This window comes from Rhodococcus sp. NPDC055024, assembly GCF_053608585.1.
On sequence record NZ_JBSGVT010000011.1, the window covers coordinates 128947 to 144967 of the forward strand.

Annotated in this window: 12 protein-coding genes and 1 pseudogene; 10 read left to right on the plus strand and 3 right to left on the minus strand. The window is 57.8% G+C overall.

The window, feature by feature from the left end; genetic code table 11:
* Window positions 1-13: 13 nt before the first annotated feature.
* The 3 genes from ACWF6P_RS22375 (at window position 14) to ACWF6P_RS22385 (ending at window position 3683) form a co-directional block, all read left to right on the plus strand.
* Complete coding sequence (locus ACWF6P_RS22375; protein ID WP_452622515.1) at window positions 14-1513, plus strand: aldehyde dehydrogenase family protein; 1500 nt, start codon at window positions 14-16, stop codon at window positions 1511-1513.
* 37 nt (window positions 1514-1550) lie between these two features.
* Window positions 1551-2648, plus strand: coding sequence for an NAD(P)-dependent alcohol dehydrogenase (locus ACWF6P_RS22380; protein ID WP_452622516.1), 1098 nt, complete (start codon window positions 1551-1553; stop codon window positions 2646-2648).
* Window positions 2649-2774: 126 nt separating this feature from the next.
* A complete protein-coding gene (locus ACWF6P_RS22385; protein ID WP_452622517.1) occupies window positions 2775-3683 on the plus strand; it encodes an alpha/beta hydrolase in 909 nt (302 codons plus the stop codon).
* A gap of 427 nt (window positions 3684-4110) precedes the next feature.
* On the opposite strand, the gene ACWF6P_RS22390 is transcribed toward ACWF6P_RS22385, so the two are convergent.
* From ACWF6P_RS22390 to ACWF6P_RS22400, 3 genes are read right to left on the minus strand one after another with little or no spacing between them, the layout of a single operon-like run.
* Window positions 4111-4965 carry an acyl-CoA thioesterase gene (locus tag ACWF6P_RS22390; protein ID WP_452622518.1) on the minus strand — a complete coding sequence of 285 codons (855 nt, stop codon included), beginning with the start codon at window positions 4963-4965 and terminating at the stop codon, window positions 4111-4113.
* Window positions 4966-4975: 10 nt separating this feature from the next.
* Window positions 4976-5416, minus strand: a complete 441-nt coding sequence (locus tag ACWF6P_RS22395; RefSeq protein WP_452622519.1) for a cupin domain-containing protein — start codon at window positions 5414-5416, stop codon at window positions 4976-4978.
* A gap of 14 nt (window positions 5417-5430) precedes the next feature.
* Window positions 5431-6303: a fumarylacetoacetate hydrolase family protein gene (locus tag ACWF6P_RS22400; protein WP_452622520.1), complete on the minus strand. Its 873-nt coding sequence runs from the start codon at window positions 6301-6303 to the stop codon at window positions 5431-5433.
* A gap of 164 nt (window positions 6304-6467) precedes the next feature.
* On the opposite strand from ACWF6P_RS22400, the gene ACWF6P_RS22405 reads away from it, so the two are divergent.
* The 7 genes and pseudogenes from ACWF6P_RS22405 to ACWF6P_RS22435 all read left to right on the plus strand — a co-directional run.
* Window positions 6468-6866 (plus strand): RidA family protein, encoded by a 399-nt coding sequence (locus ACWF6P_RS22405; RefSeq protein ID WP_452622521.1) that lies wholly within the window; start codon window positions 6468-6470, stop codon window positions 6864-6866.
* 895 nt (window positions 6867-7761) lie between these two features.
* Window positions 7762-8202 carry an acyl-CoA thioesterase gene (locus ACWF6P_RS22410; protein WP_452622522.1) on the plus strand — a complete coding sequence of 147 codons (441 nt, stop codon included), beginning with the start codon at window positions 7762-7764 and terminating at the stop codon, window positions 8200-8202.
* Window positions 8203-10245: 2043 nt separating this feature from the next.
* The gene (locus tag ACWF6P_RS22415) at window positions 10246-11394 is read left to right on the plus strand and encodes a C45 family autoproteolytic acyltransferase/hydolase (RefSeq protein WP_452622523.1); all 1149 of its coding nucleotides are present in this window, start codon (window positions 10246-10248) and stop codon (window positions 11392-11394) included.
* Window positions 11391-12227, plus strand: coding sequence for a polysaccharide deacetylase family protein (locus ACWF6P_RS22420; RefSeq protein ID WP_452622524.1), 837 nt, complete (start codon window positions 11391-11393; stop codon window positions 12225-12227). The genes ACWF6P_RS22415 and ACWF6P_RS22420 overlap by 4 nt, the downstream gene beginning before the upstream one ends.
* A gap of 110 nt (window positions 12228-12337) precedes the next feature.
* Window positions 12338-13672, plus strand: coding sequence for an MFS transporter (locus tag ACWF6P_RS22425; RefSeq protein WP_452622525.1), 1335 nt, complete (start codon window positions 12338-12340; stop codon window positions 13670-13672).
* Window positions 13669-14499: an SDR family NAD(P)-dependent oxidoreductase gene (locus tag ACWF6P_RS22430; RefSeq protein ID WP_452622526.1), complete on the plus strand. Its 831-nt coding sequence runs from the start codon at window positions 13669-13671 to the stop codon at window positions 14497-14499. Before ACWF6P_RS22425 ends, ACWF6P_RS22430 begins: the two co-directional genes overlap by 4 nt.
* Window positions 14500-14667: 168 nt before the next feature.
* A pseudogene (locus ACWF6P_RS22435) lies at window positions 14668-14775 on the plus strand (IS481 family transposase); the annotation flags it as partial.
* Between the last annotated feature and the right edge of the window lie 1246 nt (window positions 14776-16021).

Genomic DNA, 16021 nt, shown 5'->3' on the forward strand with positions numbered 1-16021 from the left:
GAAGGAGCAACCCATGACCCTCACTGACGCCACTGCGGCGAAAATCAACCTTGCAAGGCTCTACAAGCCGTTGATCGGTGGCCGTGAGGTCGCCTCGTCGGCGGAGACTTTTCCGGCCGTAGATGCGTCCACCGGTGCCCACCTGGCGGACATCTCCCGCGGAAATTCCGCCGACATTGATGCTGCCGTCGAAGCAGCAGGGCGCGCCTTTCAGAGCTGGTCAAAGACCAGCCTCGAGGAGCGCTCGGCTCTGTTGCTCAAGCTTGCGGACAAGATCGAGGAGAACATCGATCGATTGTCTCTGATCGACGCGATGGATATCGGCCGTCGAGTAGGTGAAACCGCGATCGACCACCGGATCGCCATCGGTCAGTACCGCTTCTTTGCAGCGGCGGCACTCACCCACACTGGTTGGAACCGTCCGATCGACGGCGGGATCGCGATCGCGACCCGTGAACCGATCGGCGTTGTCGGACAAATTATTCCGTGGAATGTTCCCGCAATTATGGCAGCCTTCAAGATCGCGCCTGCCCTCGCTGCGGGCAACACTGTCGTGCTCAAGCCGGACGAGAATGCCTCACTCTCGAGCCTCGAACTCGGCAAGATCATCTCGGAGATCTTCCCTCCCGGCGTCGTCAACATCGTTCCCGGATTCGGTGAGGAAGCTGGAGCTGCCCTGACTGCCCACCCTAGAGTTGGAAAGTTGGCCTTCACTGGCAGCTCCGAGGTCGGGCGCCTGGTCGCCGCAGCCGGCGCCGACCGTCTGGTCCCGGTCTCATTGGAGCTCGGCGGCAAAAGCCCGAACATCGTTTTCCCTGATGTTGAAGACAAGATCGACGACATCGTGGACAATGTTGCGTTCGCCGTGACGTACTGCAATGGACAGTCCTGTCTGGCTGGCACTCGCTTGTTCGTCCACGACGACATCTACGACCAGTTCATCTCGAAGCTTGTTGCGGGCTTCGAACGCATCCGCCTCGGTAGCCCACTCGACCCGACCACAGTCGTAAGTGGACTCGTCTCGGAAGAGCAGGGCGCACGGGTGATGAACTACATCGATATCGGTAAGAAAGAAGCAGAACTACTGCACGGCGGCCGTCGTATCGAAATCCCAGGCAACGAGCACGGCTGGTTTGTGGAGCCGACAATCTTTGCGACAGACAATCGTTCGCGGATCGCACAGGAAGAAATCTTCGGCCCTGTGCTATCCGTCATCCGATGGAACGACTACGACCAGATGTTGCACGACGCTAACGACGTACGATATGGGCTCGCCGCTGGTATTTACACGACCAACATCGCCAACGCAATGAAGACTGCCCGGGAACTCAAGAGCGGTTCGGTGTGGATCAACAAGTACTTCAACCTGGTGGATGGGTCCCCGTTCGGCGGGGTCAAGGACAGCGGAATCGGCAGCGAGTTCTGCGCCGAAACCCTCAACATGTACACACACCTGAAGTCGATCACCCTGCTTGACGAGCCGGCACCGGCATTCTTCCTTCCCCAGGCCTGATCAGCGACCTCCCATTACCATCAAGGATCCAAATACCATGGAAACAATCACGACCGCAGCCGTAGTACCGGCCAAAGGCGAACCCTTCGACGTCCGGCAAGTCAGTTTGCGTGCACCGCGAGCGGACGAGGTTCTCGTCAAGATCACCGCAGTCGGTGTGTGCCACACCGACCTCATCATGCAAGAACAGTTTTTCCCGGTAACTTTTCCCGCTGTTTTCGGGCACGAAGGTGCTGGCGTAGTCGAAGCGGTCGGCGAATCAGTCACCAAGGTCAAGGTCGGCGATCATGTCGTCCTCGGCTTCGCATCGTGTGGAAACTGCCGAAACTGCTTGCGGGGACTGCCGTCGTATTGTTTGGACTACTACGATTGGAACTTCAGCGGTCGTCGTAGCGACGGGTCGACGTCCATTACTGATGGTGACGACGAGGTCTCTGCTCATTTCTTCGGGCAGTCGTCATTCGCCAACCACGCAATCTGCTACGAACGTAATGTTGTTCCAGTTACCGACGAGGTTCCCCTTGAGATCCTGGGGCCTCTCGGCTGCGGCATCCAAACCGGCGCGGGGGCTGTACTGAACTCACTAGCCGTCGAAGCAGGCTCGACCATCGCCGTCTTTGGCGCTGGTGGTGTGGGGCTCAGCGCCATCATGGCGGCCAAGGTTGCCGGCGCAACCACGATCACCGCCGTCGACATTGCACAGTCGCGCCTCGATATGGCATGTGAAATGGGTGCCACACACACAGTTTTGGCGGGCGAAGGGGCAAATGACGAACTAGCACGAATCGCGCCAAAAGGTTTCGAATACACGATTGAGACGACTGGCCGCCCGGAAGTGCTGGTCCAAGCGGTCGACAACCTGACCATCACGGGCGTGTGCGGCACGATTGGTGCCTCACCGGTCGGAACAACCGCGCCGATCAACATGAACAACCTCATCTTCGGACGCTCGATCCGAGGAATTTGCGAAGGTGATAGCGTTCCCGAACTCTTCATCCCTCAGTTGATCGAACTTTACCGCCAGGGCAAATTCCCCTTCGACAAGATGATCACCACTTATCCCTTCGACAAGATCAACGAAGCGGCTGAGGATGCCAAAGCTGGCCGCACTATCAAGCCAGTTCTTACTTTCTGACAATCACTGAGTTCATCGATTGTGGCGACGGCGCGGTTCGTCACCACAACGTCCGATCGCCCGGGAGACGTTACAAGGCAACATCTCCCGGGCATATCGCCCTCCCGGAAAGGGAGCAGACAAGATATGAGAAAAACTCTATACCGCGAATTCGCGACATACGATGCGCTCGACGCGGAGTACGCGATCGAACGGTCGGTCGAAGATTTCGACGGATACCTCGAGAGCTACGCAAGACGCAGCGCTGACGTCCGTTCCCGCCTGCCGTTCTCTGAGGTCTCCTACGGTCCGACACGCGCTGAAACATTCGACATCTTCCCTGCTTCAGTGGTTCGTCTCGCACCAGTAGTGGTCTTCATCCACGGCGGCTACTGGTATCAAGGCTCGAAGACCGATTTCAGTTTCATGGCAGAGGGCCTGGTCAGTTCCGGTATCTCCGCCGTTATCGAGGATTACGAACTCTGCCCTACCGTGTCGATGACAGAGATCGTTCGTCAGCATCGTGCGCTTATCGCGTATCTGTACCGCAACGCAGGCGAACTGGGCATTGACCGGGACCATATCTATGTCGCCGGGCATTCGGCCGGTGGCCATGGTGCGGCAGCGGTGCTCGCAACCGACTGGTCTTATTACGGTCTCCCCAATGATGTGGTCCGTGCCGGAATCTGTATCAGTGGGCTCTACGATCTGCGCCCAATTCCCTTCACGTTTGTCGGCCCCCACGTGCAACTCACAGGCACCGAGACCGTCGAACTGAGTCCCATGTTGGATGTTCCGGACAGCCTGCCCCCACTGTTGATCGCCTACGGGACAAAGGAAACATCCGAGTTTCAGCGTCAGAGCGTGGATTTCGAGCTAGCGTGCCGAAGCAACGGACTCGACACGATGCTCATGCCGTTGAACCGCGACCATTACGACATCATCGACGCGCTTGCCGATGGTGAGGGTGTTCTGTGTGAATGGGTGCGAAGTTGGGCCACTTCTTCAGACCCTCGTATTGTCTCGGGCAATCAGGAGTTGCGATACTCGCGTTGAGCAAGGGGAATATCGATCTCTCTCTTAAGGGGGCCGCAGGTCGGTGACGATGTTCCCCGCCACCGATCTTTTAGCGATCTTTCAGCATCTCGACAATGACCCGCTGTCGGCTTTCAATGAGGGGTACAGGGGCCGGTAGGTTCGGAACAGCGCCGTTCCGAACCTACCGGCCCCTGTTTGAAGATTGGGACCTGGGCGCCGCTGACCGAGCAGCGTGAGCCTACCCGGAAACTTCGCCCACCTCGAGTGATCCAGACCTCCTGTTCAGCTCGACCGGCGTGGCATACGCAAGCCAAGAACCGTCTTTCAGTGATTGGCCTCGCGTAATCAGCTTCGTGGTGGACCGGCAGGGGTCGTCGGTACGAATGTGCCGAGCGAAAGCTTAAACGTCCCAACGGTTCACAATCGAGTCTGCTCAGCGCCCCCGTCAGGGAAGCTGAACCAATCCCTCTTGCGCGACGCTGGCAAGTAGGACTCCGTCCTTGGAGAAGATTGCGCCTCGAGTAAGCGCCAAGCCATTCCCCGCGACGGGTGATTCTTGGACAAGCGCAATCCAGTCGTCGACTCGCCCGTCGTTGTGCCACCACATCGCGTGGTCGAGGCTCGCTGTCACGACTCCCTCATCTGCCCAGGCGGCACCGTGTCGGCGCAGCACTGGCTCAAGGAGTGTGAAATCGCAAACGTAGGCAAGTGCGATTCGGTGCGTATTGGGATCGTCAGAGAGTCGCTCATACGACTTGATCCACACGACTTGACGGCGGACACGTTCACCAGCGGCGTTAATGTACACAGCCGGGTCTACATGCCGGAGGTCGAAGTTGCGTTCGTGAGCCCAGTAATGGGCGTCGCGGACAGTTGACTCCCCAAGGACGTCGCCGGCAGAGGGGAGCGTCTCGGGATCTGGCAGCCCTCTGGGGAGGGGGTCCTGATGTCGCACGCCGTTGGCGTCGACGTGGAAGGATGCCAAACCTTTGAAGGTCACGCGGGAACCCTGTTGTCCGGTAACGGCGCGTGCCGAGAAGCCTCGCCCGTCTCGCAATCGGTCGACTTCGTACACGCTGGTTTCATCGACATTGCCAGCTCGTAGGAAGTAGCCGTGGAACGAATGTATTGATCGGTCCTCGGGCACCGTACGAATCGTCGCCGCCACCGCCTGTGCAACCACTTCCCCACCATATGCACGTCCCGAGGGAATTACCTGGTGGGAAGCTTCGAAACTGTCCGAGTCGACCTCGGTTAGAGTGAGCGCGTCGATCAGAGCTTTACTGTTCTCACTGGTCATCGTGAACTCCTTAGACGCGGCGGTAGCCCAACAAAGTGGCATCGTCTACATCGGGGAGGTTGATGACGATATTGTCCGGGGTGCGAGAAGTCAGCCATACGAGGCGTTCCGTGGTGCTCATGTTGACCTCGACATGCGGCATGAATGGCGGAACGAAGACAAAATCGCCCTCGCTCATGTCGACGTACTCTGCGTAGTTCTCTCCGAAGTAGATACGCGCCTCACCAGAGAGGACATAGCCTCCGGTTTCGGCTTCGCCGTGGTGGTGAGGCAGCGAGCGGTAGCCCGGCTCGTTGGTAACCTTTCCGTACCAGATCTTGGTGGCAGGGGTGTGCTGAATGCTGACCCCGGACACGCGGATAGCGCCGCCGGACTGGGCGGTGTCCTGGTACTCCTCTCCCTCACGGGTGACGACTGGGACGACTTTCTCGGAAGCGGGAGTTGTCGACATGATGAGTTCCTTTCTCAGTAAACAGTCGCGGACAAGTCGACCGCGCCAATTTGGATACGGTTGCGTTGCAGGCCGATTCCCTCGATTTCGGTTTCAACAATGTCGCCGTCGGCGAGGAATCTGGGTGGGGTGGCGCCGGCGCCGACGCCGCCAGGTGTCCCCGTGAGCACGACGTCGCCTGGACACAGCCTGGTGAAGGACGAAATATAGGAGAGAAGTGTCGCAGGGTCGAAAAGTAGGTCGTCGGTTGTCCCGCGCTGCTGTTCCGAGCCATTCACACGGCATGTAATCGTGGCGCCGGTCGCAGGATCGAATTCATCCGTCGTGACAAGCACAGGGCCAAGCGGAGTAGTTGCATCAAAAGCCTTGCCCTGCAGCCACTGAGGGGTGCGACGCTGCCACGACCGAACCGAGTAGTCGTTTGCTACTGTGTAGCCGGCGATCGCTGCCGCACTCTCGTCGACGCTCGCCTGGTACAACGGTGAGCCTACGACAACTGCGAGCTCTGCTTCCCAATCTAACTGCGTGGCACTTTCAGGGAGTTCGATCGAGTCGAAAGCTCCCGTCAAAGTATCGGCGAACTTGGCAAACAAGGTGGGGTATTCCGGTTGCGGTCGTCCCATCTCGGCAATGTGTTCACGGTAGTTATGTCCGCAGCACAAGATCTTGTTCGGAGACGAAACGACGGGCGCGATTTCCGCGTCAGTCTCCAAAGTCACCGGAATCCCGGCACGGTTCTGCGCGAGCACATCGCGGACGACCTCACGCCATCCCCTCACCTGCAACAGACCGCCTACGTCGCGGAAGGGTAAGTGAATCCACACGCCGCTATCGAGAACGGCGGCGCTGGTTCCACCCTCGGTTAGGTGAACGGTCGATAGCCGCATTGGACTGGCTCCTCGAGTCGAGTGACAACAATTGCGCATATCGTGTTGCGCTGACGACAATAAACGTAGCACTATATACCTGTAATGTCGTGCATGAGTTTCATGAACGCGGCAAGTGCCCCCCTGTCGCACGACCCGTGCGGCCAACAGTAAGGACAACTTCGATGCCAATAACCCAGATCAATCCCTCGTCACTGCTGAAGCCATCCGGCTTCTCCCATGCCACCCGCGCCGGAAATCTAGTGCATCTGGCCGGCCAAACCGCACTGACCAGAGACGGCGCAATCGTCGAGGGAGGAATCGTGGCTCAGTTCCGGCAGGCGTTTACGAATGTGCTCACAGCCCTCGAAGCGGCCGGTGGCACCCCTGCCGATCTTGCCAGTGTGACCATTTATCTGACCGATATCCCGGATTACCAGGCACACGGTCGCGAGATCGGACAGATTTGGCGCGATCTTGCAGGCTCCGACTATCCAGCCCTGGCCGGAATCGGTGTAACCGCACTGTGGCAGTCGGACGCACTGATCGAGATTCAGGCAGTAGCGGTCATCGCCGGCGAATAGAGCCTGCAGGCGTTGCCCACACCTGTTCATATTCGCACACAGAGCCCCGATGAGCGACAGCCAATTTCCCTCGGAAGAGGGTTCGAAACCTGTATCGCAGATGGTTTACACCACCGATCGGTCGACGTTGTCACTCACACAACGATCGTCGACGTAGGGACTCATACCCTCCGTCGACGATCCTAAGCAGTGCTTTCCGGTCGTTTCGGTGAGCCCGACGTAAGGCCTGAGCCAACCGCGCCTGCACTTCACCGGACGCTTGGCGTCACCAGTATCAATGGATTCGGCAAGTACAACCACAAGGGGGCATGCACCCGCTCCCGCGAACGCGGCCATCCCGCGTTCAACCAAGAGGACAACCACCGCGGGCCGGGCCTGGGCCGATTCTCAGGACCACACGTTGCAAACTAACTCCACAACGTGGAAAAACCGTCTACTCCAGCCTTCGCATAACAAGTCACCCAAACTCTGTATCGGACTTAGCAATTGTCGCCACAGACCGACACCGCTAGCTGTGGAGCCCGTCAGATGCCGAGGGTGGTGATCCAGCCCACCGAACAGTCTTCGCCGCAGACCTTATGTCGCGTATTCGCTCACCAAAAGGATGGGTGCATACTCACTCGAACCGCTACTCCGGAAAGGCCCCAATCATGCTTTTGCCGACGGCTCGTCTCGATCGATCCTGCCACGGTGAACTGCACTCAGAGCAAGACCGTTCGGATTTTCGCTTCGCACCACTTGAACTGAACGGCCCCGAGCCGTTCGCCGTCATCAAAAGTGCTGTGCCGCTTTACAAACACTTCCGACGACCACAACCTCTCGATGATCTCACGAAGCCTGAGAGCGTTAAACCCCAGCAATTCCGGCTTCAGGCTGCATCGTCAGCGGCGGCATCATGATCCTACCGGCACCAGCCACGGTATCCGTTGACCGTCGCGTGGAATGGCCCGATACGGACGCTGCCGGGCACTATCACCATTCGACTGTGATTCGATGGGTTGAAGCTGCCGAGGCCGTGCTACTCGCGCGACTCAACCTATCTGGACTTTTCGGCACCATCCCCCGCGTGCGATACGAAGTCGAATACTCCGAACGACTTTGGTTCGGAGACATAGCCACCACCGAACTCACCGTCGCGCACCTCGGAAATTCCTCGGTTCGCTACGCTTTCACCGTCACCAGAGAGGGCGAACCCGTTGCTACCGGGAACCTGACCGCGGTGCATACTGCCACTCACGCCACCGGCGCCGCTGCTTGGCCCGAGCACGTTCGCACCGCGCTGAGTGAATCCGGACGCCTCCCCGGCGAACGAATGATCGCACACCCAGATTCATGACGATCTGCAATGCGCCAACACAACACGTCCACCCCTATCACCACCCAAGTGCCAGGCCCGCAACAACCGCAGGATGGATTCGAGGGTGTTGTGCCCCTTCACGGTATGGCTGCCAGGCCTCCCAGTTGACGGCTGTTTCGACCAACGACTCAAGTCACCGAGAGCCACATTAACTTGGGTACTTCTAGAGCACCACTCAGCCTTCTCCTCTTCGATAGGTTGCCCCGGACCGAAAGAAGGACAGGTGTCGTCGATGGTCGCCGCGCGAAGCGCGCCCGCTCACCTACCCGAACGGGCGTAGATGTACATCTAAGAAGCACACTGACGGATTGCTAAAACTCCACGTTGACCTATCCTTGCACGCATCGAATACGCACTTCGACGGCATCCGCCCGTAAGTGCCGTGGCGCAAAGGTACATATCTGGGTGCCTACGGAATCGACCCCGCACCTCTTGACACGACGAGCGCACGTACAACCACCCTTGACAACTCGTGCCCCATTGGTGACGGTAGCAACGAATGCACCCCAAAGGGGAATGTGGTCGCGCTACGCTAGCCAATCACCACTCAGTGCCCGCCATCACCGAATCACGACTACAGCTCACTTCGGCTTCGGTCAGGACACTAACCCGACGTCAGGAAGCCTGGCCGATGCGCACTTTTCTGAGACAGATCGAAAATGGAAGTGAATCCGTTGATCATGCTATCCAGATTCTCGACACTTTCGACCTGCTACGGTCGCGCGGCGCTTCGCTCGCTGAGGTAACTACCACTGTGGGGGCCCTCGTTATGCTCGCGTCCGGCGTCAGTGACGACGAAGGTCGCATTCTCACCGAGTGGTCACCCGGCACCGGCCGTCACGACAGCCCCTGCGGTGACGCAACCATTCTGAAGATAGAGTTCGGCCCTCGCGATTGCCCACTTGGATCAGCTTGGCTGATCGACGGCGATAGCACCAACCCCCTACACACGCTGGCACTCGACTGCCTCGCGTCTGCTGCCGAGATATTGCTGCTACGTCGCGCGAACACACCACATCCTGGTCAGCGAACGCTTGACTCAGGGGGCCTGCTGCGGATACTCCTTGGCCCGAGCGCAGACGACGATCAGCGCCGCAGCGCCGCAACGCGACTGGCGATACCCGACGCAACGCGCGTCGCAATCTCTGTTTGCACGGACAGTCAGCCTTTTGACATGCGGGCGCGGCACCTTCCTACACTCCTAGGCCACGACGGTCTCCGCCGAATTCTAGTACGCGAGGAAGACTGGGGCACTCGAAACCTGTTGAGCACCTGCAACACACGAGTAGGTATCGGATTGTGGGGGCCTGTCACAGCGATCCGCATCAGTGCGCATACCGCCCGTCGCGCTTTCAATTTTACAGCGTCGGAGGGTCCAGGCCGTCGACACTACGCCGCAGATACTCTTGCGGGTTTATTGCATCTGGATTCGGTGCCTACCGCTGAACTCGCCGCATACCCCGATGTCCACGCGGTAGGCGCCTTGACCGCCAGATCCCATGGGTCCGAAGCGCTTGCAATCCTCGAGGAAATGATTTGGGCGAGGAGTCTGCGTTCCGTTGCGACCGACCTCAATTTCCACCACAGCACCATTGCCACGAAAATCGGTCGAATGGAGAAATTGCTCGGCGTATCACTAGCCGATCCCGTTGGCCGCCTTCGCGTACAGACCGGCTTCCTCGGTTGGCGCCTTTTATCCAATCGCCAAAACGAAGCTGACTGCCGATCCCGCCAAGTGTCGGCATCGCCCCGGCCAAACTCCGACACGGAACAGTAGCCGCAGCCAGACTCCGCGGCTTAGTGTCACTTGCAATCGATTGACAATCGTCAGATGTCGCGTCGACTGGGATCGTCGAACGCCGTCCATTGTTTCGTTTCGTCGGTGCAGTACCCCTGGTGCGTAGGGCCGAACTTTACTTCACGGCTATCGCTTTCATGAGTACTCCGCACACCACACACATGACGGCGGTCGCGCGAACGCTCGTCCCAGGCATTCACAACTTACGCGAGGAGACACAAAGAATGTATCCAGTGATCCGATTGGCGGGATCACCGTACAGGCGAGGATACGAGTACGGTCGCATCGCCAAAGACCGCATCGCGAGTTCGATGCGTAGTTACAGCCTTGTTTTCGAGCGCTATGCGGGGATCACCTGGCAGGAAGCCAGAGTGCTCTCGATTCGTTATGAGGAGCCAACACGCGTTCTCGATGCGCGACTCATCGAAGAGATGCAAGGAATAGCAGACGGTGCGGAACTCGAATACTTGGATATCCTAGCGATGAACTGTCGCACCGAAATCATGTTCGCCAGCCTCGATCAAAACACCGTATTCGGTGGTGAAACCAGCGCGCTACCAAACGAGTGCACTACCTTTGCAGCGCTTCCCGAACGCACGGTCGACAACGCTGTGCTTATCGGCCAGAACTGGGACTGGTTGCAATCATCAACCGAAACTGTAGTGGTGTTGGAAGTGGAGAACTCGGACGGGCCAAATTTCGTGACCGTCGTCGAAGCCGGATTACTAGCCAAGAGCGGAATGAATGACAGTGGAATCGGATTGGTGACCAACGCATTGGTATCCGATTCAGATATCGGCGCCGCGGGTGTCCCGTACCACATGATGCTCCGAAGCTTGCTGAGTTGCACCAGCATGGCCGAAGCTACCAACACACTCTCCCGTGTGCGCAGGGCAAGTTCTGCGAACTACATATTGGCATCTGTCGATGGATTTGCCATCGACGCCGAATGCGTTCCGGGCCAGTCGAAAGGGATGGCACCGATCTCACCTGAAAGTGGGTTCATCGCACACACCAACCACTTCCTTTCCCCCCAGTTCCGCCAATCAGATGTCTTGTTGCCAACCCACACGGACAGCCTCTTCCGCCTTCAGAGCATCCGTCGAGATCTTCAGATCACGTCCGGAGTATCGGTCGATTCCGTCAAGAATGGCTTGCGCTCCCATCAGGACTACCCCTTTTCTGTCTGCGCACATCTTCCCGAACGCCCCGACGAACTGGTCAACATGGTCACGGTTATGTCAATGGTCATGGACCTTACGCATCAACGTATGTGGGTGGCTCCTGGCCAACCCTGCATCACCAACTACGAAGAACTCGATCTTTCGGTGCTTACGCAACGCAAACTGCCCTTCAGAGGAGTCGATCGATGAGAATTGCACTGCCCCAGGGAAAACAAGTCGCCGTCAACTTCGGCGTCGACTTCGATGCGCACGCATGTTGGATGGGCATGGGCTTGACGAGTCCCGGATTTCTCTCTCGCGGCGAATTCGACGCCGAGGTCGGCGTCCCTCGAGTCCTCGCAGCATTTGAGCGTTATGGTGTGACGGGGAACTTCTTCACACCAGGTCACACGATGGCCACTTTCCCGGACAGGTTCACACAGGTCGTCGAAGCCGGACATGAGATCTCAGCACATGGCTGTTACCACGAGTCGCTGGCGACGCTCTCTGGCGACGAAGAGCGCCGCCTCATGGAACGTCAGATCGAGCAGCACCTTGACTTCGTCGGGGTGAAGCCACGCGGCTACCGCTCGCCATCATGGGACTACACCGAGTCCACGCTCTCGATCCTTGAAGAATTTGGATTCGACTGGGACTCATCACTTATGGGGCGCGACTTCGAGCCGTACCGCCCGCGCCCGGTCGACGTGAATTGGGAAACGGGGTCAACTCATGGGAAGGCCAGTTCAGTCGTTGAGTTCCCGGTCTCGTGGCACCTCGATGACATCGTCGCAACGGACTACATTCCTGGCCGAAACACCGGACTCGGTTCGACCGAAGTGATCTTTCAGAGGTGGAAGGATCACTTCGACTTTGCGCGGGAACGAATGACAGGCGGAATCGTTTGTTACACCGTGCACCCGCAATCGATCGGGCGGGCGCACAATCTGTTGATGCTCGAACGTCTACTCGAGCACATGGTCGACACAGGCGACGTTTGGTTTGCCGGACTGAGTGACATATACGAGCGGGTTGTCGACTAACAGGTTTCACTCCCCCACATCGCTGGCGCGGCCTCAAGTCTTGGCCATTCCTTACCTTCTACCAAACGGAGTTCGTTGTGGCACAACCTCTTACCTCAAATTCAAGCAAAATGCGCGCGTGGGGCATCGTCGCAATGCTATTTACTCTGGCAGTCATCAGTTTTGCCGACAAAGCAGTTCTAGGCTTGACCGCGATTCCACTGATGGACGAACTGGGTCTGTCTCCGGCAGAGTACGGACTGCTGTCGACCGCCTTCTTCTCCTTGTTCAGCATTGCCGCACTATGCGTTGGTTTGCTGACGAATCGTGTCTCGACCAAATGGATACTCCTTGTCATGGCGCTACTCTGGTCGGTCGCTCAGCTGCCAATTCTGCTGCCGGTTGCTGGCTTCTGGACCCTCCTGATCACCCGCGTGATCCTTGGCGGTGCAGAAGGTCCTCTGACGCCAATCGGAAATCACTCTGCGCACAAGTGGTTTCGCAATGAGGACCGTAGCGTCGTCAGCTCCATCTTTGGGCTCGGCGCTCCGATCGGCGTAATGATCGCAGCACCAGCACTCAGCTGGTTCATCGAAGAACACGGGTGGCGATCAGCGTTCGGAGTCACTGGCGCAATCGGTCTGATTTGGGCAGTGATCTGGTTCTTTATCGGTAAAGAGGGTCCGGTTGTCGATGCCGTTCAGGAGGCGGCAAGCGTCAAGTGTGATTCCCCAGACGAGACCACGATGACTGAATCAGAAGAGGCTTCATCCCCGACCACATGGCAGATCATGCGAACGGGCACCTGGTGGGGGTCTGTCGCAGCCGCATTCGCCGCGTATTGGTCGGTGACAGTCCTGGTCGCATGGGTTCCCGCGTATCTTGTCAAGGTGCACGGGTACAGCATCAAAGAGACAGGCAATCTCGTCACAATTCTGTGGGGTGTAATGGCAATCGCGATGGTCGTACAGGGTCTCAGTGTGCAGTACTTCCTGCGGCGGGGAGTTTCAAGCAGACGAGCGCGAGGCCTGCTCGGTGGAGCATGTGTTGCAGGATCAGGTGTGGCATTGCTCGCCGCAGTGACTTTCGTGGACGACGGATGGTTGCAGATCACTTTGCTTGGAATCGGTTTCGGAGTCGGATCGGTGATCATTCCAATCGGTCAAACTACCTCCTCCGAAATCAGCCCTACCAATCGAAGAGGTGGAGTGTTAGGCGCGTATGCAGCTGTTTACGCGATCGCCGGCGTGATCGCGCCAGCTCTGACGGGTTACCTCGTCGGGCTATACACCTCACCGACCACTGGATATCTGGTGGTCATGATCCTGACCGGATTCCTTCTCATCGTAGGTGGGCTTCTTGCTGCCATCTTCGTGCGCCCTGAACGTGACCGCGCCCGACTCGCCTTACTCGTCGAAGGCCAGAACCGCACCACGACTCCTGTCGAAGATCGGACCATGGCATGAATGCTGCATTCTCGGGTGTTGAGACGGTGTGGGACAACCCGTGCGGCCGTGTAGCTGTGGTTACTGGTGCGGCTGGCGGAATAGGACTCGCGATAGTCGAGCGCTTAGCTACCGCAGGTATGTCAGTCGTAGTGTGCGACTTAGATAACGGTGCTATCGACACGGTGGTGAACTCGGTTCACCGCGTGGGCGGATCCGCTCTCGGACTTAGCGTCGACGTCGCTGACCCTGATGCAGTCGAAGACATGGCGCGCGCAGTCTATGACGAGTTCGGTGCCGTACACCTCCTCTGCAACAACGCCGGTATTCTACTACCCGACCGGTTTCGTCCAGTCTGGGAATTCCCGTTGGATGAGTGGAAGACCTCGATCGATGTCAATTTGATGGGGGTAGTTCACGGTCTTCGCAGCTTCGTTCCACGAATGATCGAGGGTGGGGCACCTGGACACATAGTCAATACAGCCTCAATCGGCGGGCTCGTCAGCGGTGCGTGGTCAGCTCCGTACAGTGTTGCGAAACACGGACTCGTTCGCCTGACCGAAGCCCTCTATGCCGGGTTGTCCGAACAAAATGCAAACATTGGGGTGACCGCTCTATTACCTGGACTTGTGCGAAGCAAAATGGCTCCGTCGGCTGTGATGTCCCCAGAATCCGTGGCGGACATGCTCGTCGATGCCGTTGAAAATCGCACCTTGTACGTCCTGACATCAAACTCGTATGACGATGCGATTCGCTACCGCACGGACTGCATACTAAACCGTCAGAACCCTACCTTCGATGATATTCGTTCACTTAACAAGACCGAAAGTACTTATCCAGCAGAATAAGTGGCTATTCCTGCAACAACTCTCGGCTAGATGTTGCGCGTATCGGCGTTGCTGACGCGGGACTGAAGTAGTTAGTAGGCGAGCTGGTCCTCAGCGCGAGAATGGGAGTTGCGACACAACCGTTCTCAACCAAAAAGGACCAGACCTGTGACACAACGTCATACTCCGATGACAGTGGAGGGAAAGCAGCGACTCGTCGAACGATATCAAACTCGTCCGGTAGCGCATGCCACTGCTGAAATGGGTATCGTTCGGCAACGCGCCTCCACATGGGTCAAGTCGATCGTTCAAGCCCTCTACCGGACCGCGTACCAATCGGCGAGATACGCTCGGCGATCCGCGTAGACGTTCCACGACCGATCCCAAAACCAACGAACTCCCAACTTGATCGAAACCTAAAGGGCCCTGACCCTTTCGATCTGGCTCTGAGTCGCACTCGACTGACCCATGGTCCGGAATGGCATCGCTGATCGTCCCTTCTATGTCAGGTGTCTCCACCGACATCAGCTGTTTCCGGTCAGCGCTCTGTTCGATAATCAGGACATCCTGAGGACCATTTCGGACATACCGGCGCGCTGGACAAGTCCATTTCACCCCTTCCAGAATCAACCAAACTGCTTGCGGTAAAAGTGATCTCGATTCTTCTGCAGGACCGGGTAGATCATATAGTGCATTTGGACGACGGGGAGGATCGAGCATGGCTGACAGATTCCGCCAACGGGCCCCGGAACATCTGCAGGCATCAACCAGTTTGTACTGATCTTCGGATCGAGAACTGTTCGGCGAACTAATCTGGCGTCAAAGCTGATAGGCGGATTCTCGAGGGCGCGCCAGCCACTCACCGTTGATGACAATAGCCTCAAGATTTCCGGTCAATCCGCGCACAGCGTCGAACACATGCCTGAGATGGCCTACCTAGATACTAGCGCCGTAGCCCGGCGGGTCGTGCGAATCCCACAGACCGCAACATCCATACGACGCCCCGGCTCGGTGATCAATCCGACCCTGGGTAACGGTGAACCGCGCACGCAGAGACGGTGTCTCAATGTGGCGGGAAACGCGACGGACCAAACCTGTCGCCTTGAATTCTGGCCGGCAATAATTCACGTATGTCCTAGATCCCCTCTGAGATGGTCACCGCGACCTGGACGACTGCTTCTGCGTCGAAGCTGTAGGGCCAAGGGTGCCGAGGGGTCCTGCCCACTCCTCCAACCGGAACCTGGGACTGTGGGGCAGCCATTCCGATGACCCTAAACCGTCGTCTATTGCAGCGAATTGCGTGACGCGACGGTGCCAAGCGGCGGATCGAACGCGAGAATCGGGTCTCCCACCTCGCCCTGACTCAACATGACCGGCGCGTCGGTCAAGCTGTCGGACCTTCAGACGATGAGTGAAACCGGATCTTTTTCGTTGTCGTACATTACTTGAACGAGACTTACCCCAAGCCGCCGGAGAAAAGACTGGCACCGAGGACGCAGAAGACTACAATGTCAACAGTCTCACCGGTGGAAACATCGTCTCC